Below are 18,145 nucleotides of genomic sequence, written 5' to 3'. Positions count from 1 at the left end.
CGGCGATGCTTTCCCATCATCCGGTGAGTATGCAGTTCTATTCGCAAATCGACGACACACTGTCACCAAAATCCTTCCCTGACATAGAGCTTGCTCAGCAGGTCCGTTTGCAAAAGGATAGCTTTTAGCCAGACACATTGCATAGAATCAGCCTTAATTATTATTCGACTAATGGCAAGTTCAGACCGCTGAAATATAAAAAATCCTTTATTTTTTAATTATCTTTTGTATTCATTCGCGTAACGACTAACATACTCGACTAGCATTAAGGTATTCAGTTCCTCGTCTCCTGCAAACGGAGAGGGAAATGAACAGCATCTCGCCAGCTTGCGTTTTAAAATCCTTGTGTTATGCTTGGTTATAAGAGTTGTACAAAAAATTCAGACAAAATCTTTGATGACACCTAAGAGTTTGTATGGATTTTCAACGAAAACTTGTACAAAGGTTCGCTATCCAACCAGCATAGTCGGGGGTCGTCATGCGTAATCTTATTGATCGTTTTGGAACTTTTGGTCTTTACTTGCTACCCGCCTCACTGCTGACGCTATGCGGTGCATTACTGACTGCCCTGCTCTACTTGCCTGTTGCGCCGGTTCGCCCGGTTATTGCCTCGCCTGCTCCCATCCTTGCCCATGAGGGATACTGGCGCGCGCACGCTGAAGAGATGTTCCTTCTGCTGCTGGCCGATGCTCTGCGACAAAGCCAGGCGATGCAGGAAACCCAAGCGCGAACCTTGATGTACCGTCTCCCATCAGGTGAAATGCCTGATGCTTTGCAAACGGCGCCGCTATTTATTGAGAATGATGCCTCTCGTCCAGCAACGATTCGATTGTAGTGTTTATTTTTCCATCCATTCATGTCTCTGTTAAGCATCGATCATCTTTCCATCGCTTTCGGCGCTGAAAAACTGCTGGATGACGTCAGTTTCCAACTGGATGCGGGCGAGCGCATCTGCCTGATCGGCCGCAATGGCGCAGGCAAGACGACCCTGTTACGCTTGTTGACCGGTAACTTGCAACCTGACACTGGCGATCTCTGGCGTCAGCCGGGTCTGCAGATCGCCACTCTGGCGCAGGAATTGCCGGCAGATACCACGGCTACCACCTTTGAAGTCGTCGCCAGTGGTTTGGTAGGGTTGGGTGAGATGTTGGCTGAATATCACGAGGCGGCGGTGCGCCTGGCGCATGAGACCACATCAGAACAGTTGCAGCGCGTGGAGCGCCTGCAACATGAACTAGAAGCACGCGATGGCTGGCGTTGGCAGCAGCGAGTGGAAACCGTAATCACTCGTTTGCAATTGCCGGCGGATACGCCTCTAGCGGAATTGTCCGGCGGCTGGCGACGCCGGGTGCTGCTGGGGCGGGCGCTGGTCAGCGAACCCGAAATTTTACTGCTGGATGAACCCACTAACCATCTCGATCTGGAAACCATTCAGTGGCTGGAGGAAGAGTTGCTGGAATTTCGCGGCGGTTTGCTTTTTGTCACCCACGACCGCGCGCTGTTGCAACGGCTAGCGACCCGGCTGCTGGAACTGGATCGCGGTGCGCTGACTTCCTGGCCGGGCGACTATGCAGCGTTTCTGGAGAAAAAAGCGGTGCTGCTGGACGTCGAGACCCGGCATAACGCCAAATTCGACAAGAATCTGGCTCAGGAAGAAGCCTGGATTCGTCAGGGCATCAAGGCGCGGCGAACTCGTAATGAAGGCCGGGTGCGGGCGTTGCTGGCTCTGCGCGAGGAACGCCTTCACCGTCGTGAGCGCACCGGTAAAGCCCGCTTCGAATTGGAACAGGCAGAGACCTCCGGCAAATTGGTGATCGAAGCGAAAAACCTTTGCTATGCCTGGCAGGCGACGCCGCTGATTCGTGATTTTTCGGTGCAGATCATGCGTGGCGATCGCATTGGTCTGATCGGTCCGAATGGTTCCGGCAAAACCACGCTGCTGAACCTGCTATTGGGACGGTTGACGCCGGATAACGGGCAGGTTCGGCTAGGGACTAAACTGGAAATCGCCTGGTTTGACCAGCTGCGCGAACGCCTCGATCCCGAACAGACGGTGCTGGATATCGTTGCCGAAGGTCGGGAAACCGTGACGATCAACGGGCGTGAGCGGCATGTGATCGGCTATCTCGGCGATTTCCTGTTCACGGCCCAACGTGCGCGTTCACCGGTCAAATCCTTGTCCGGCGGCGAGCGTAATCGCCTGTTGCTGGCGCGACTGTTCAGTCAGCCGGCCAATCTGCTGGTTATGGATGAACCTACCAACGATCTGGATCTGGAAACGCTGGAATTGTTGGAAGAGTTGCTGCTGGATTACAGTGGCACGCTGTTGCTGGTCAGCCATGACCGGGCGTTTCTGGATAACGTGGTTACAAGCTGCCTGGTGTTCGAAAGCAACGGGGTCGTGCGCGAATATGTCGGCGGTTACAGCGACTGGTTGCGCCAGCGACCCATCCCGGCGCCGCCGCCCGCCCGGTCGGTCAAACCGGCCCAACCTGCGCCGCCGTCCACGCCGAAACCGGCCCGTCTGGGCAAACTCAGTTATAACGCGCGTCGGGAGCTGGAACAATTGCCTGCGCGCATCGAAAAGTTGGAACAACGCCAGCAGGAATTGCAGACATTAGCTGCCGATCCGGCGTTTTACAAGCAAATCCCGGAAGCCGTAACCCAGCGGTTGGAGGAGTTGCGGGCGCTGGAGGCGGAGCTGGATGCGGCGTATGAACGCTGGGCCGATCTGGAAGAAACCTAGCAGTTATTGATGAACCCGGCGCGCCAGACGCAACAGTTTGGAGCTGAGTGACAAACCAGCGCGGTTGGCGGCCAGTAAGTCAATGTCAAACCGGATTTTCTTTTGCTCCACTTCCAGATTAATAATGCCGCTATGATTATGATGCATTGGAATATCGGTCACGGTGAGAACTGGTTTTCCCTGAATCAGCATTAGTAACTGATTAAATTGTGAAGATTCTAATGAGTGAATATAAAGGAGATGACAAGTATCGATATCGGTCAATTGATTTAGATGCTGAACGCGAATCGGGCGATCTCGTATGGATTTTTGCGTCAATACCTGGATAGCGACGCCAAAGGGATCCTGGCCATACAAACACAGATTAAAGATGCTCTCTGAGCGCGTCGGCCATTCGGTGAACAGGGCAAAGTTGTAAAGCAGCGCTGCTTTCAATTCGAACTCGGTCGGTTCCCGAACCTGAGCGGAAATTGCAGAAATAAACAGGTAACCGGCAAACAAGCCGCTACATCGATGAAGAAAGCGTGCGGAGAACAGGGAGTGGACTGTCATGCGTGCGCCCTCTCAAAATCGCCAGAGGGCTTTGAGGTAAATATTACGCTCGATCTCGCCAAGCACTTGTCCCTCAGCATCGGCGTTAAACTCGGGGTGTCGATCATCCAATAGATTTTGACCGACCAAGGAAAAAGTCAGATCGGGAAGCGGCGACCAGGCCAGCCGCGCATCCAAACTGGTATACGCAGGGATGCCTAACGCCGGCAGTTCGTCAACCAGGCGCAACCAGGTGCTCAGTTCCGCTCGCGGGGACAGTGTCAGCGATGATAACAGCGAAAATTGGTGGCGCGGGCTGCTGCCTTCAGTGCTGCCCGAATCGTCAATGCTCATCCGCAAATAGCTGTAACTGCCCTGTAAGCGCCAGTTTTTATGGGGACGCCAGTCAACAGCCATTTCTAGGCCATAAGTGTGGCCGCTCAGAGTGTTGTTCAAGGTGAACGGCAAGACCAGATGCGGTATCGGTGCAAATTCTAGAAAGGGCGCGCCTGGCGTCACCGAGCGCAGTTGGTCATAATCGTTCCAGAACAGCGCCAGATCGGTAGAGAGTTGGTTATCCCATTGCCGTCGCCAGCCGGCTTCGTAGGCGATCACCGTCTCGCTTTCAATGGCCGGGTCGCCAAAAAACCGAACTTGCATGGGCAGTTCGCCGGGATTACCGGGGGAGAGCGGCGGGAATACCTGGTAATTGGCGATGATGCCCATTTCGGCGCGCGACGGGGTGCGCACCGCTCGTGAAGTCGCCGCCCACAGGCTTTCGGTCGGCGCTAGGCTCCAGAGCAGACGGGCGCTGGGCTGGAATTCCCAGCCGGTTGTGTCGTTATGCTCCAGCTTGGCGCCTAGCGTTAAAAACCATTGCGGCGTCAGCTCAATTTCATCCTGTGCGAAGCCGCTAAACAGTTGCCAATCCGTCTTTTCGGGTTGCAACATCGCATAGGGTTCGCCGTTATAGGAGTGCTGCAACCACCGGTAACCGAGTCCCCATAGCCAGTCATGCCGCCCGGTCGACAGCAGTTGCTGTTGCCAGTCTAAGTCAAAGGTGCGAACATCGAATTTGACATCGGCATCGGTGCCCTTGAATGAGTCGCTGTAGTAAAGCTGCAAGGTATTATCGGTCGTTCCAGTGCGACGCCGATAACGGGTTAAAAGGTTATATTCCCGCATCGTCCAATCGTCATGGAGCTGAAAACCGTAGGGTGGCGACAGACGGTAAAGCGCAGCGAGGTCACCGGCCACATCCCAGTGCATATCGCCTTGCACGGTGAATTGTTCCTCGGCGCTCAAGCGACTGTCCACGCGAAAGCCAACCTGCCCCGATCGCCATGCATCGTTGGCGTCCTGGCCAGTAAGGGTGGTGCTGGCCTCGCGTTCGAATCCTTTGGCATACACTCGATAAGCGGTATCTTCACCCCAGCGCCCGCCGTAACGCGCCGCCAGTCCGCCGCGGTCTTCAGTTCCAGCGTAGGTGGTGACCAACATCCCCTGGGTCTGTTCCGCCGGTTTCGTGATGATGTTGATCACTCCGTTGACGGCATTGGCGCCCCACAGCGCCGCGCCAGGCCCACGTACGATTTCGATACGCTCGATATCTTCCAGCACATAGTCCTGCGCGTTCCAGAATACGCCCGAGTACAGCGGATCGTAAACCGAGCGACCATCCATGAGCACCAACAGCTTGTTGGAGAAGCGGCCATTAAAACCGCGAATGGTGATGGCCCATTTATCAGCGCCGATGCGCGCGACTTGAACGCCTGGGGCCAGGCGCAGGGCTTCGGGAATATTGATGACGCCAGAACGGCGGATATCATCTTGGGTAATGATGTAGACCGCTGAGGCGGTTTCAGCCAGTTTTTGTGGTTTACGGGCAGCGGAGGTCACATCCAGGTCCAGCAATTGGTCCAGATCCAATTCCAGTAGTTGCTCAATAATCTGGGGATCAGGCGCAACTTGGGCATGTAATGCAACGGTTATTGTTCCAAGCATACAAAAAACTAAAACGGAATTATAGATTATATTTTTCATTATCATAGATGATTTTTAAATTCTGGGTGACGGTATGTAATGGTTATGCTGTCAGTATAGTGAGCCTTTGTAAAATTACACATTATGCAGGTTCCTTACACTGAAAACACAATGTGTAGTGATAAAGTACATCTCTAACGTAATTTTGCAAATACTTCTAGCGTATTTTTTTACCACTTGACTCAGCCGCGCATGACCGCATCTGGGTCGCTGATTGCTGCTCGCCACCCCGGAATCAATGTCGCCACCATGTAGGGCAGCACCGTCATCGCCAGCAATACCAATAACTGTTGCAGATCCACTGCCGGCGTTAATTGAAATTCGGGATACAACACCGCCCAGCCTTTCAACACCGGCGCGAACAGGCGAGCGCCGCCGTGGAAAACCTGCCAGTACGCCAAGGCATAGCCGGCGAGAAAGGCGGTGAGCGAGAGCAGCGTTCCTTCCCAAAGTTTCATGGTTAGGATATCGCCGGTTTCCCAGCCAATCGCTTTAAGAATGCCAATCTCACGCTTTTCCTCAGCGCTCAGGCCAGCGGCCTTATCCCAGGCCAGAATCATGAACGCCAGCAGTAAAGAACTCAGTGCGACAAAGACCATGCCCTCGCGCCAGTTGAATACGGCATCGTAAGTGCGCAGGATTTCCGAACGCAATAGGGGCCGGCTTTCTGGAAAAGCCAGGGCAATCTTGCGTGCGACGGTAGGCGCTTCCCGGGGATTACGCACGGTCAGCACGGCATCGGTGAAAACGTCGGGAGGAAGTTGAAACAGTTGCCGGTATGCGGTTTCGGATAGCAGCAGCAAATCAGCGCTAAGCAGCTCTGAGACCGAGTCCAGCACCCCGGTGATTTTCAGGGGCAGTGCCTGACCCGATGCGGCACGCAGGCTGAGATAATCGCCAACCCCAATTTGGCGAATGCGCGCCAGCGCCGCGCCAATCAGGATTTCATTCGCCGCCAGTTCCCGCCTTGGTGCGACCATCAGCGTGTAATTGGCTTTGACTGCGGGATCGTAGTAATAGCCCCATAAGCGGCCTTGTACAGAACCCACTCCGCGAACGCGGCGCAACGGTTCCAGCCAGCTTTCCGGTAGGAGATCATGACGACCGGCAACAAGTTTTTGCACCATGACTTCCGGGGCGTCTTGCAGTAACAAGGCGGCTTCTCGCCGTAGGCCCTGACTGAGCAGCAGCACCGAACTGAATAGAAAAACCAGCAGGGTATACACCAGCAGCAAGCCCAGATTACGGGTCTTGCGCCGCAGCAGGGCTGCTAGAGTGTAATCAATCAGGTATTTCTGGCGTTCAATGACGACACTCATGTTCCAGGAATCTCATGAGACTGAACCATCACTCCAGTACCTCGTCATCGAATGCGATGTGAATAGCGAGGATGCCGCGATCTGCGCTGCTATCATTTCGTTGGCGGGCAACCTGGGATTGAAGACCCTGGCCGAGGGAGTAGACAAGCCGGGGCAACTGGATTTTCTGCGCGCCGAGGGGTGTTATGCCTATCAGGGTCATCTGTTCAGTCAGCTATTGCCGGCGAGTGAAATGGCTGAAATGTTGCGGAACAGATGAGTGGAACCCACTCAAGACTTTATCAAGAGGTTTGTTGCTTTAGGAACCCACTTGCGGGCGATTTTGAAGTTATCGCCCGCAAGCAGGATTCCTGCAACCAATAAGCTGATTTTTGTACAGCCGCTTACTTCGCTTTGCCCTGGTTGGCGACGGCGTCCATCAGTTTCTTCAGCTCTTCGGGATCGGCGAGGTAGTAATTCTTGATGGGTCGCATGTTGGCGTCCAACTCATAGACCAGCGGCACAGCGGTCGGGACGTTCAGCGCGACGATGGCTTCGTCTGACAGGTCGTCCAGATACTTGATCAGAGCCCGCAGGCTGTTGCCGTGCGCGGCGATCACGACCCGCTTGCCAGAACGGATGGTCGGCACCAGGACATCATGCCAGTAGGGCAGCACCCGGTCGATAGTGAGCTTGAGGCTTTCGGTGCCGGGCAGCACACGCGGGTCGAGCGCGGCGTAACGTGGATCATTGCTTGGGTGCAGCGGGTCGCTCGCTTCCAGCGCTGGGGGCGGGATGTCAAAGCTGCGCCTCCAGATTTTGACTTGTTCTTCGCCGTGTTTAGCCGCTGTTTCCGATTTGTTTAGGCCAGCCAGGGCGCCGTAGTGCCGTTCGTTGAGCCGCCAGCTCCGATGTACGGGAATCCATGCCTGATCCAGTTCATCCAGTACCGTCCACAGCGTATGAATAGCGCGTTTGAGTACGGAGGTGTGGGCGACATCGAAGATATAACCTTCTTTTTTCAAAGTCTGGCCTGCTTTTTTCGCTTCCTCGCGGCCCTTGTCAGACAGATCAACGTCCACCCAGCCGGTGAAACGGTTTTCCATGTTCCACTGGCTTTCACCGTGGCGGATGAGCACAAGTTTGTACATGCAATGCCTCCTGATGTGGGAATGCTGAAGTATTAGGGTTTTAAGTTTTTAATGCTGCAATCTTCCTAGCCTTTCGCTGAACGATCATACCTCCAGACCGGCGATTTCGCCAGTCGCCTCCTGGGAAGAATATGTAGGCGACATGGGCGGGCGCTTCTCAATATCGCTATATTCGGTTATGCTAATTTATCAAATTTCTGGAAAATAACCCGCTTTATGGCGCGTAATGAGATTAGGTCAGTCTGAGGTAGGGCCATGCCAACGCGGGTAATCTCCCGATGAACAGTCTGATTGCCCGCGATGATGACATCGAAAGAGCCTCTCGCTCAATGAAGGCGATGTCCCATCCGCTGCGTCTCAAAATTCTGTGTACGCTGAGTGATCGGGAATTCAGCGTCCAGGACATCGTCGAACAGGTCGGTACTTCTCAAAGCAATATCTCCCAGCATTTGGCGATTCTGCGCGATAAGGGCATTCTGGCTTGTCGTAAGGACGCCAACCGGGTTTATTATCGGGTAGGAGACGCCCGGACGCTGCGGTTGATCGAGATGATGCGTGATGTGTTTTGCACGCGAAATTTGTAGATTGCCACGCAATTCAATCGAGGTTTTTCATGAATAGCGAACGAATCATTCGAATCATGGCGGGCGCTTTCGTCCTGATTTCTTTGTTACTGGGCGCATCGGCCAGTCCGTTTTATCACAGCAGCTATTGGCTGTGGTTTACCGCTTTTGTCGGGCTGAACCTGTTTCAAAGCGGTTTTACCCGATTTTGCCCGGCGGAACTGATCCTCTGGAAGCTGGGCGTTAAGAGCGCCGGTGACCCGGCAGGTTGCGCGATGCGTTGAGAAAGTTGACTTGATATGAGTGATTTTACTGAGTTTGCCTTGCAGAATTGGCTGCTGTTTGCGGCAGCATTCGCTATTTTAGGGATGTTGATGGGCGCCGAGATTCTGCACCGGGTGCGTGGAATTACCACTGTCAACCCGAACGAAGCGCTGCGGCTGATTAACGACCAGGATGCCTGGGTCGTGGATATTCGTGACGCCGGGGAGTACAAGGGCGGCCACATTCCGCAGGCCCGGCATATTCCGTCAGCAATGCTCAAAGACCGGATCAGCGAGTTGGTCAAGGCAGGCGATAAACCGGTGATCGTCTATTGCCGCAGTGGCGCCGCCGCGCAATCCGCCTGCGCCTTGCTCAAGAAAAACGGAATCACCCATGTACACAGTCTGAGCGGCGGTCTGAATGCCTGGCAGGACGCCAGTCTGCCGATCAGCCGCAAGAAGGCCTGAAACCTGAAACCCCTCACCACAAGGTATTTTGCATGAGCGACGAACAACAAGCCCCGCAGCAACATTTCGAAATCCAGAAAGTTTATCTGAAGGATGTATCGCTGGAGACGCCGAATTCTCCCATGATCTTCACCGAGCAGTGGCAACCGCAGACCGAAGTGCGTCTGGAAACTGGCGCTACGCCACTGACCAAGGACCTCTTCGAATCGGTGCTGACCTTGACGGTAACCGCCAAGCTGGGTGAACGAACCGCGTATCTGGCTGAAGTGAAGCAGGCGGGACTCTTCACTTTGAAGGGGTTCGACGAACAGCAAAAAGGGCACATGCTGCATGCCTTTTGCCCGAATATTTTGTTTCCTTTCGCACGCGAGGAACTAGCCTCGCTGATCGGTAAGGGCGGATTTCCAGCGCTGCTGCTGAATCCCATTAACTTCGATGCGCTCTATATGCAGCGCTTGCAACAGCAACAGGCGTCGGCGCAAGCTCCGGCCTCCTCGACGCCGCATTAGGAGCGTAGCCCGGATGGAGCGTAGCAGAATCCAGGAGAACCCTGGATTCTGGCCTGATGGCCTGCATCCAGGCTAAAGAAGTTTTTGTGCAGCTTCTGACCGATATCGAATGAATTCCCCCACAACCATCACGGTGCTGGGTGTTGGTTCCTGGGGAACCGCGCTGGCGCTATTGCTAGCCCGCAATGGCCACATTGTCCGTCTGTGGGGCCATGATCCACAAGAAGTCGCGCCGCTTGTCCAGGAACGGGAAAACCGCCGGTATTTACCCGGCATCCCCCTTCCGGCGACATTGGAGATGGATGCTGATCTGGAGGCGGCGGTTGCCGGGGTTGATTGGGTGCTGATAGCGACGCCCAGTCATGCTTATCGGGTGACGCTGCAACATTTGCATTCGATGCTGCCGGCTACCGTCGGTCTGGCTTGGGCCACCAAGGGCCTGGAGCCGGGCAGCGGCCGGTTTTTGCACGAAGTCGCCACCGAAATATTGGGCGAATTCTGGCCCATGGCGGTCATTTCCGGCCCCAGTTTCGCCGGTGAGGTGGCCCGCGGTCTGCCGACCGCCGTCACGGTTGCGGCGCACAGTGCGGATTATGCTCGCCGGGCAGCGCTGCTGCTACACGGTTCCAATGTGCGCGCCTATACCAGCACTGACATCGTTGGCGTCGAGTTGGGAGGCGCAGTCAAGAATGTGCTGGCCATCGCCACAGGCATTGCCGATGGACTGGGGTTCGGCGCAAACGCACGGGCAGCGCTGATTACCCGTGGATTAGCGGAAATGACCCGGCTGGGGCTGGCGGTTGGGGGACAGCGTGAGACCTTTATGGGACTGGCCGGAGTGGGCGATCTGGTGTTGACTTGCACCGATGACCAGTCCCGCAATCGCCGTTTCGGACTGGCGATTGGTCGGGGCGAAACGGCTGAGGCTGCATTCGCGGCGATCGGCCAAGTGGTGGAAGGCGCAGCGACCGCGCGGGAAGCCTTACGGTTGGCCCGGCGACATGCGGTGGAAATGCCGATTACCGAGCAAGTAGATCAGGTGCTGCATCAGGGTCAGGATCCACGCCAGGCCGTGGAGATTTTACTGGCGCGAGATTTGAAGTCCGAGGTCTAAGGCTGTCAACCATCAACCCTCGTTTATCAAAGGCTTATTCCCTTACCCTTCTCTTGGCCAGGCGCTGAGCAACAACCCCACCCCGATCCCGCCCAGCACCCAGCTCAGCAACGGCGCGCGCCAAAATTCAACGCCGTCGCGGGCGTCGAATCCAAGCACCACCGCAGAGCTGACAATCAGGGCCGCACCGACAGCAGCGTGGAAATTGCGCCGGTTGGCCCGGTATAAATCGCGCCGCAATTGTTCCAACTCCTGTTTCTGCAAGCGCACGGTTAAATCTCCGTGATGCGCCTGTTTGAGAATCCCATAAACCAGATTGGGTAAATCCGGCGTCTGATCCGCCCAGCGCGGAAAGTAGTATTTAATGCGATTCAACACCGACCACGGCCCGACCCGGTTCTTCATCCAGTTTTCCAGGAACGGTTTGGCGGTTTTCCATAAATCCAGTTCGGGATCAAGTTGCCGGCCTAGTCCTTCAATGTTTAACAGGGTCTTCTGCAACAGCACCAATTGCGGTTGTACTTCCATGTTGAAGCGCCGGGCGGTCTGGAACAGGGTTAACAGGAAACCGCCGAAGGAGATGTCTTTGAGCGGCCGGTCGAAAATGGGCTCCGATACGGTGCGAATCGCTGATTCAAACTCATCCACCCGGGTCTCCGGCGGCACCCAGCCGGATTCGATATGCAACTCAGCCACCCGCCGGTAATCGCGGTGAAAAAACGCCAGAAAATTTTCCGCCAGATAATGCTGATCGGTGGGACTCAGGGTGCCGATGATGCCAAAATCGACGGCGATATAGCGAGGATCATTCGGATCCTCGGCGTTCACGAAAATATTGCCAGGATGCATGTCGGCATGGAAAAAGCTGTCGCGGAAGACCTGGGTGAAGAACACCACTACACCCCGCTCGGACAGCTTTTTCATATCCACCCTTCGCCGCCGCAATTCGGCGATGTTACCGACGGGAATGCCGTGAATGCGCTCCATAACCAGCACGTTGCGGCGGGTTTCCGGCCAGAACACCTCGGGAATGTACAGAATCGGCGAATCCTTGAAGTTATGTCGCAACTGGCTGGCGTTGGCCGCTTCGCGCACCAGATCCAGTTCATCGAAAATGGTTTTCTCGTATTCGCTCACTACTTCCAGCGGTCGCAGGCGACGGCCTTCCCGCCAGTAGCGCTGGGCAAGACGGGCAATGATGTAGAGCAGCTCGACATCACGGCGAATGATCTTCTCGATGCCGGGCCGCAATACCTTGACGACAACTTCACGGTCATTCAATAACCGTGCGGCATGCACTTGGGCGATGGACGCCGACGCCAGCGGCTGTAGATTGAATTCAGTGAAAATCGCCTCCAGCGGTTGCCGATAGGCCTTTTCGACAATCGCCCGTGCTTGGTCGCCGGCAAAAGGCGGCACCCGATCCTGCAACTTGGTCAGTTCCAGGGCAATGTCATCGGGGAGCAGGTCACGGCGGGTGGACAGCATTTGACCGAACTTGACAAAGATCGGCCCCAGATCCTCCAGGGTCAGCCGAATCCGTTCGCCGCGCGTTAAATGCAATTCCTGCCGCGGCATCCAGTTCCACGGCAATAGATGGCGCAGGAAGGCAACCGGTCGAAACAGATGGGTCGCCAGAACAATATCGTCCAGGCCATGCCGCACCAGGACCCGGTTGATATGCAGCAATCGCAGTAGTTGCGCGGGACCGAGCATGCCTCCGATGCGCATGGATCGGGACAGGAGCTAAGCCGTCGAATCGTCGCCGGCCCGCTGCCGGCGCAAGCGGGCCATGCGCGCTTCCAGACGGTCCGCATCCTCGCGCAACACATCCACAGCGCTTAGGAAGGACTCGACCGCCGGACGCGGCGGCAGCGCCCGTAACTCCTGCTGCAGATATTCGCCGCCATCTTGCAGGAGGGTCGTCTCGGCGCGTCGCCTCCAGTCATGGAATCCGCGCCAGAGCGTCCCCAGTTGATGGGCCAGTGCATCACCGACCACTTTTGAAAGATGTTCTTCCCAGTCAATGTCCAGCCGGGCCAGCAGGGTCTGAAATTGCCGACCCACGGCGCTGTCGCCTTCTACGGAAATTTCCCCGCCCACCGCCTGACCGCGCCATTGCCGAATCAGCGCCGGCCATGCGCCGCGAATCCGCACGGTCGGCTCGCCTTCACAGTGATCAGCGACCCGGATGCCCTGGGAACCCGGCAACAGATACAGTGCCATCCCGAGTCCCTCCGGCTCAATGGCGATGACTACGCCCTCCAGTTCCGCCAGGCGCGGCCAAACCTCGGGATCAAGGCGCAGGTAACGATTGAGCGCGGTTTCCAGACCGGCGGCGATGAAAGCAGCGGTCGCCATTAAAATTTATACCCGCGATGCACCGCCACAATGCCGCCGCTCAGATTGAAGTACTGGCAGCGCTCGAAACCGGCCTCTTCCATCATGCGCAACAGCGTATTCTGATCGGGGTGCATGCGAATGGATTCGGCCAGGTAACGATAGCTGGCGGCATCGCCGGCGACCAGTTGGCCGAGAACCGGCAGGATCGCGAATGAATACAGGTCATAAGCCGGCTTCAAACCGGGGGCGACTGGGTGGGAAAATTCCAGGATAACTAACCGTCCACCTGGTTTAAGCACTCGCTGCATCGCCGCCAGCGCCCGTTCCTTGCGGGTCACGTTGCGCAAGCCAAAACCGATGGTTACGCAATCAAACGTCCCGTCGGGAAATGGCAATTGCTCGGCATCCGCCTGGACATAGGTAATGTTACCGACCGCGCCCTCATCGACTAGGCGCTTGCGGCCTTCCCCCAACATGCTGGCGTTGATGTCCGACAGCACCACTCGCCCTTTGGGTCCCACCAGCGGCAGCAGACGACTGCTCAGATCGCCGGTGCCGCCGGCGAGGTCTAAGACCCGGTTGCCGGGACGAATGCCGCACAGGTCGACCGCAAAGCGCTTCCACAGGCGGTGGACGCCCAGCGACATCAGGTCATTCATCAAATCATAGCGGCTGGCGACGGAATCGAAGACACCGGCCACCTTGCGGGCCTTGTCGCGGGCGTCAACTGTCTGGTAGCCAAAATGCGTCGTTTCAGGATTTTCCATGATTGACCGTTTACAGAGAAATCAGGCTTGGCGCTCATAACCGGTTTCAGCCAACCGGCGTAGATAATCCTGCCAGTGGCTCTCCTGGTTCACTCCAAGATCGTACAACACATTCCAGGAATAAAGACCGGTGTTATGACCGTCATCAAATACCAGCTTGACGGCGTAATGCCCAACCGGTTCGATGGCGGCGATATTGACCTGCTCCTTGCCGGTCATCAGTGTCTCAGTACCCGGACCGTGGCCGCGCACCTCGGCGGATGGGGAAAACACGCGCAGATATTCACAGGGCAAGTGGAAACGGGCGCCATCTTCGAAGGCGACTTCCAGAATCCGCGAGGTCTGGTGTAACTTGATTTCAGTCGGATGAATGCTCATGGGCTTATAAAACTTCTCACAGAATATACCGCGTTAAATCCTCATCCTTGATCAGTTCGCCCAGATGAGCGTCCACATAAGCAGCGTCCACCGCCAGGTTTTCGCCCGAACGGTCCGGCGCCTCGAAGGAAATCGCCTCCAGCAACCGCTCCATCACCGTGTGCAAGCGCCGCGCGCCAATGTTCTCGGTGCGCTCGTTGACCTGATAAGCCACCTCGGCGATGCGCCGTACTCCGTCCGGCGCGAACTCCAGTTTGACTGCCTCGGTTTCCAGCAAGGCGCTGTACTGCTCGGTCAACGACGCATCCGGCTCGGTCAGAATCCGCACGAAATCTTCGGTGCTCAGCGCATTCAGCTCCACCCGAATCGGCAGGCGACCCTGGAGTTCAGGAATCAGATCCGAGGGTTTAGCCAAATGAAAGGCCCCAGAAGCGATGAACAAAATATGGTCGGTGCGCACCATGCCGTACTTGGTGGACACCGTGCAACCTTCCACCAAGGGCAACAGATCGCGCTGCACACCCTCGCGGGAGACATCCGGGCCACCATATTCACCACGTTTAGCCACCTTGTCGAGTTCATCGATGAACACGATGCCATTCTGCTCGACCGCCGCCAACGCCCGCAGTTTCAGCTCCTCCTCATTGATCATCTTGCTGGCTTCCTCTTCCTGCAATAACTTGAGGGCATCCTTGACCCTGAGCTTGCGGGTGCGGGTGCGGCCATTGCTGAGATTTTGGAACAGGCTCTGTAACTGGCTGGTCATTTCTTCCATGCCGGGCGGGGCCATGATCTCGACGCCGACCGGGCGCACGGCAATCTCGATCTCAATGTCCCGGTCATCCAGGTCGCCTTTCAACAGCCGGTCGCGCATCTTCTGCCGGGTGCTGGAATGATCCGGCGGGGCTGGCTCATTGGCGAAACCGACATTGCGCGGACGCGGCAGCAGCGTGTCCAGCACCCGTTCATAAGCGGCTTCCTCGGCGCGATCTTGCACCTTGTGCATTTCTTCCTCGCGCACCATCTTCACCGCGCCATCCATCAGGTCGCGAATAATGGATTCCACATCGCGCCCGACATAGCCAACCTCGGTGAACTTGGTGGCTTCAACCTTGATGAACGGCGCGTTAGCCAGTTTGGCCAGCCGGCGGGCGATCTCGGTCTTGCCGACGCCGGTGGGGCCAATCATTAGAATATTCTTGGGCGTAATTTCGTTACGCAGACTCGGATCTACCCGCATCCGCCGCCAGCGGTTGCGCAGAGCAATGGCCACGGCGCGCTTGGCGGCGTCCTGACCGATGATGTGTTTGTCCAGTTCCTGGGCAATTTCTCGGGGAGTCATCTCCGACATGGCGAGGCTACCATCCACGGGTAAAGCGAAAACAGGATAACGAGCGCGCCGACAGTGAACACCGGTTCATGCGCCCGTCAGTTCTTCAAACGTCAAATTCTCGTTGGTGTAAATGCAGATGCCAGCCGCGATTTTCAAGGCGCGCTCGACAATAGTGCGCGCATCGAGCGAAGTATTTTCCAGCATCGCTTGTGCGGCGGCCTGGGCATAAGCGCCGCCTGAGCCAATCGCCGCGAGATCGTGTTCCGGCTCCACCACGTCGCCATTGCCGGAAATCATTAACGTGGTCTGGAGATCAGCGACGATCAACAATGCCTCCAGGCGGCGCAACATCCGGTCGGTGCGCCAGTCCTTGGCCAATTCCACTGCGGCGCGAGTCAAATTGCCGCCATGCTTTTCCAGCTTGCCCTCGAAGCGCTCGAACAGCGTGAAGGCATCCGCGGTGCCGCCGGCGAAACCAGCGATAATCTTGTTCTGGTAAAGCCGCCGCACCTTGCGGGCGTTGCCCTTCATCACGGTATTGCCCAAGGTAACTTGTCCGTCGCCGCCGATCACCACCCGACCCTCGCGGCGCACCGCCAGCACCGTAGTGCCGTGTAATGCCGATTCCATCATTCTGCCTCACTGCTTGCGGGGATTGTACACAACTTGATCGTTATAATGGGGCCGGTCGCGGAATCGTCAAGCGCATCCAGCCAAAAAAAAGCCCCGGTTACAAGGGGGAATGGAACCGGGGCGAATAAGGTATCCAGTCTCTTCAACCGGATATAGCCCGCTCAGGGAGGGAAGCGGACAGGCGTAAGGGCTTACGCTTACCCTCTAGGATAAAGATTATCCAAAAAAGTTCAATGGGTATTTAGCAAATCAGCATAGAGATCATGCTCATCGGCATCTACAACGCGCACTTGAGCGAACTCGCCAACGGGCAATGCCGCGCCTTCCTCGATATAGACTAAGCCATCGATCTCCGGCGCATCGGCCGTGGAGCGGGCAATGGCCATCCCCTCTTCCTCATCAATCGCATCTACCAACACCGTCAGCGTTTGACCGATGCGGCCCTGTAGACGTTCGGCGCTGATCGTCGCCTGAAGCTCCATCAGACGGGCCTGCCGCTCCTGCTTAACTTCCTCTGGCACTGGATCGGGCAAGGCATTCGCGGTCGCACCTTCCACCGGCGAATAGGTGAAGCACCCCACCCGGTCCAATTGCGCCTCGCTTAGAAAATCGAGTAATTGCGCGAAATCGTCCTCAGTTTCGCCGGGAAAGCCAACGATGAACGTGCTGCGCAGGGTCAAATCAGGGCATATCGCCCGCCAGCGGCGGATGCGCTCCAGGGTATCGCCGCTGTTAGCGGGCCGTTTCATCGCTTTCAGAATAGGCGGGCTGGCGTGTTGCAGCGGCACATCCAGATAGGGCAACAATCGTCCCTCCGCCATCAGAGGAATCAATTCATCCACATGCGGATAGGGATAGACATAATGCAGGCGCACCCAGACGCCCAATTCGCCAAGTGCGGCAGCCAGCGGCGTCAAATGGGTCTTTAGCGGCCGACCGTTCCAGAAGCCAGTGCGGTAGCGCACATCAACGCCGTAGGCGCTGGTATCCTGAGAAACGATCAATAGTTCCTTGACTCCGGCCTGCGCCAGCGTTTCGGCCTCTCGCAGCACTTCGCCGATCGGGCGACTGGCCAGATCGCCGCGCAATTGAGGAATGATGCAAAACGCGCAACGATGGTTGCAACCCTCGGCGATCTTCAGATAGGCGTAGTGTCGGGGCGTGAGCTTGACGCCTTGCGGCGGCAACAGATCGAGAAATGGGTCATGCGGGCGGGGCAAATGAGCATGAATAGCGTCCATCACCGCTTCACAGGCATGGGGGCCGGTCACCGCCAGCACCCTGGGGTGCAGATCGCGCACCATATTATCCCTGGCTCCCAGACAGCCGGTGACAATCACCCGCCCGTTCGCATCCAGCGCCTCGCCAATAGCCTCCAGCGACTCGGTCACCGCTGCGTCAATGAAGCCGCAGGTATTGACCACCACCAGATCGGCTTCTTCGTAGGTTGGCGCGATGCCGTAACCCTCGGCGCGCAAGCGGGTCAGAATTTGTTCGGAGTCCACCAGCGCTTTGGGACAACCCAGGCTGACAAAGCCGATACTCGGTTCACGATTCATGCAAGCGTCTTCAACGGTTCAGGATTGGTTGACAGGTCACGAGGTCGCCCATCCACGCTACCGCAACCACAACTTGCGGATCAACCCCGAAAACCGCTAGATTATACCGCTTAAACGTCCAGCCAGTACGCCCATCGCATTGGCGACGACCTATCGCCCATTCAACCGTATTTCCAGGATTTCAGCCGTCATGAAGAAAGGCATCCACCCCCAGTACCGTGAAGTCGTATTCCAGGACATCTCTACGGACTTCACATTTCTTACGCGATCCACCATCCATGCCAAGGAAACCATCCAGTGGACCGACGGCAAGGAATATCCGCTGGTTAAAGTCGAGGTATCCAGTCAATCCCACCCGTTCTACACCGGCAAGCAGAAAATCGTCGACACCGCCGGACGGGTGGATCGCTTCCGCCGTAAGTATGGGTTGTCGTAACTTGATTTTG

Annotated in this window: 20 protein-coding genes; 9 read left to right on the top strand and 11 right to left on the bottom strand. The window is 56.4% G+C overall.

Annotation, left to right across the window (positions count from 1 at the left end; translation table 11 throughout):
• Window positions 1–478 precede the first annotated feature (478 nt).
• Together H6973_15960 and H6973_15955 are read left to right on the top strand one after the other, a co-directional pair.
• A complete protein-coding gene (locus H6973_15960) occupies window positions 479–835 on the top strand; it encodes a hypothetical protein (protein ID MCP5127081.1) in 357 nt (118 codons plus the stop codon).
• Between the two features lie 21 nt (window positions 836–856).
• Complete coding sequence (locus H6973_15955; protein MCP5127080.1) at window positions 857–2,746, top strand: ATP-binding cassette domain-containing protein; 1,890 nt, start codon at window positions 857–859, stop codon at window positions 2,744–2,746.
• A gap of 3 nt (window positions 2,747–2,749) precedes the next feature.
• Here the strand turns inward: H6973_15955 and H6973_15950 are convergent, their stop codons facing one another.
• The 3 genes from H6973_15950 to H6973_15940 all read right to left on the bottom strand — a co-directional run bounded on the left by H6973_15950 (window position 2,750) and on the right by H6973_15940 (window position 6,639).
• Window positions 2,750–3,298, bottom strand: a complete 549-nt coding sequence (locus H6973_15950; GenBank protein ID MCP5127079.1) for a YfiR family protein — start codon at window positions 3,296–3,298, stop codon at window positions 2,750–2,752.
• A gap of 12 nt (window positions 3,299–3,310) precedes the next feature.
• Window positions 3,311–5,281: a TonB-dependent receptor gene (locus tag H6973_15945; GenBank protein ID MCP5127078.1), complete on the bottom strand. Its 1,971-nt coding sequence runs from the start codon at window positions 5,279–5,281 to the stop codon at window positions 3,311–3,313.
• Window positions 5,282–5,502: 221 nt separating this feature from the next.
• On the bottom strand, window positions 5,503–6,639 hold the full coding sequence (locus tag H6973_15940) for an FtsX-like permease family protein (GenBank protein MCP5127077.1): 1,137 nt from the start codon (window positions 6,637–6,639) through the stop codon (window positions 5,503–5,505).
• Here H6973_15940 and H6973_15935 point away from each other — a divergent pair.
• Entirely contained in the window at window positions 6,626–6,898 is a 273-nt protein-coding gene (locus H6973_15935) for an EAL domain-containing protein (GenBank protein MCP5127076.1), read from the top strand. The two genes, H6973_15940 and H6973_15935, sit on opposite strands and share 14 nt — an antisense overlap.
• 124 nt (window positions 6,899–7,022) lie before the next feature.
• Here H6973_15935 and gpmA read toward each other — a convergent pair whose 3' ends face one another.
• Entirely contained in the window at window positions 7,023–7,769 is a 747-nt protein-coding gene (gpmA, locus tag H6973_15930) for a 2,3-diphosphoglycerate-dependent phosphoglycerate mutase (GenBank protein MCP5127075.1), read from the bottom strand.
• A gap of 278 nt (window positions 7,770–8,047) precedes the next feature.
• Here gpmA and H6973_15925 point away from each other — a divergent pair, with 278 nt between their 5' ends.
• The 5 genes from H6973_15925 (at window position 8,048) to H6973_15905 (ending at window position 10,686) form a co-directional block, all read left to right on the top strand.
• Complete coding sequence (locus H6973_15925; protein ID MCP5127074.1) at window positions 8,048–8,353, top strand: winged helix-turn-helix transcriptional regulator; 306 nt, start codon at window positions 8,048–8,050, stop codon at window positions 8,351–8,353.
• A 29-nt stretch (window positions 8,354–8,382) separates the two neighbouring features.
• Entirely contained in the window at window positions 8,383–8,616 is a 234-nt protein-coding gene (locus tag H6973_15920; GenBank protein ID MCP5127073.1) for a DUF2892 domain-containing protein, read from the top strand.
• A gap of 15 nt (window positions 8,617–8,631) precedes the next feature.
• Complete coding sequence (locus H6973_15915; GenBank protein MCP5127072.1) at window positions 8,632–9,063, top strand: rhodanese-like domain-containing protein; 432 nt, start codon at window positions 8,632–8,634, stop codon at window positions 9,061–9,063.
• 32 nt (window positions 9,064–9,095) lie between these two features.
• Window positions 9,096–9,572, top strand: coding sequence for a protein-export chaperone SecB (gene secB / locus H6973_15910; protein ID MCP5127071.1), 477 nt, complete (start codon window positions 9,096–9,098; stop codon window positions 9,570–9,572).
• A 109-nt stretch (window positions 9,573–9,681) separates the two neighbouring features.
• Window positions 9,682–10,686 carry an NAD(P)-dependent glycerol-3-phosphate dehydrogenase gene (locus tag H6973_15905; GenBank protein ID MCP5127070.1) on the top strand — a complete coding sequence of 335 codons (1,005 nt, stop codon included), beginning with the start codon at window positions 9,682–9,684 and terminating at the stop codon, window positions 10,684–10,686.
• Window positions 10,687–10,728: 42 nt separating this feature from the next.
• Here H6973_15905 and ubiB read toward each other — a convergent pair whose 3' ends face one another.
• The 7 genes from ubiB to rimO form a co-directional block, all read right to left on the bottom strand.
• Window positions 10,729–12,402, bottom strand: a complete 1,674-nt coding sequence (gene ubiB / locus H6973_15900; protein MCP5127069.1) for a ubiquinone biosynthesis regulatory protein kinase UbiB — start codon at window positions 12,400–12,402, stop codon at window positions 10,729–10,731.
• Between the two features lie 30 nt (window positions 12,403–12,432).
• The gene (locus H6973_15895; GenBank protein ID MCP5127068.1) at window positions 12,433–13,047 is read right to left on the bottom strand and encodes an SCP2 sterol-binding domain-containing protein; all 615 of its coding nucleotides are present in this window, start codon (window positions 13,045–13,047) and stop codon (window positions 12,433–12,435) included.
• Window positions 13,047–13,796 (bottom strand): bifunctional demethylmenaquinone methyltransferase/2-methoxy-6-polyprenyl-1,4-benzoquinol methylase UbiE, encoded by a 750-nt coding sequence (gene ubiE / locus H6973_15890; protein MCP5127067.1) that lies wholly within the window; start codon window positions 13,794–13,796, stop codon window positions 13,047–13,049. Before ubiE ends, H6973_15895 begins: the two co-directional genes overlap by 1 nt.
• 21 nt (window positions 13,797–13,817) lie before the next feature.
• Window positions 13,818–14,174: a DUF971 domain-containing protein gene (locus H6973_15885; protein MCP5127066.1), complete on the bottom strand. Its 357-nt coding sequence runs from the start codon at window positions 14,172–14,174 to the stop codon at window positions 13,818–13,820.
• Between the two features lie 16 nt (window positions 14,175–14,190).
• Window positions 14,191–15,525 carry an ATP-dependent protease ATPase subunit HslU gene (hslU, locus tag H6973_15880; protein MCP5127065.1) on the bottom strand — a complete coding sequence of 445 codons (1,335 nt, stop codon included), beginning with the start codon at window positions 15,523–15,525 and terminating at the stop codon, window positions 14,191–14,193.
• Between the two features lie 66 nt (window positions 15,526–15,591).
• Window positions 15,592–16,137, bottom strand: a complete 546-nt coding sequence (gene hslV, locus H6973_15875; protein ID MCP5127064.1) for an ATP-dependent protease subunit HslV — start codon at window positions 16,135–16,137, stop codon at window positions 15,592–15,594.
• 233 nt (window positions 16,138–16,370) lie between these two features.
• Window positions 16,371–17,699 carry a 30S ribosomal protein S12 methylthiotransferase RimO gene (rimO, locus tag H6973_15870; GenBank protein MCP5127063.1) on the bottom strand — a complete coding sequence of 443 codons (1,329 nt, stop codon included), beginning with the start codon at window positions 17,697–17,699 and terminating at the stop codon, window positions 16,371–16,373.
• Between the two features lie 190 nt (window positions 17,700–17,889).
• On the opposite strand from rimO, the gene H6973_15865 reads away from it, so the two are divergent.
• Window positions 17,890–18,135, top strand: a complete 246-nt coding sequence (locus H6973_15865) for a type B 50S ribosomal protein L31 (protein ID MCP5127062.1) — start codon at window positions 17,890–17,892, stop codon at window positions 18,133–18,135.
• The last annotated feature ends 10 nt before the right edge of the window (window positions 18,136–18,145 follow it).

Source organism: Gammaproteobacteria bacterium (assembly GCA_024235095.1).
Lineage (GTDB): Bacteria > Pseudomonadota > Gammaproteobacteria > Competibacterales > Competibacteraceae > UBA2383.
Note: the sequence above shows the minus strand (reverse complement) of the source record. Positions and strands in the feature narration are given on the sequence as shown.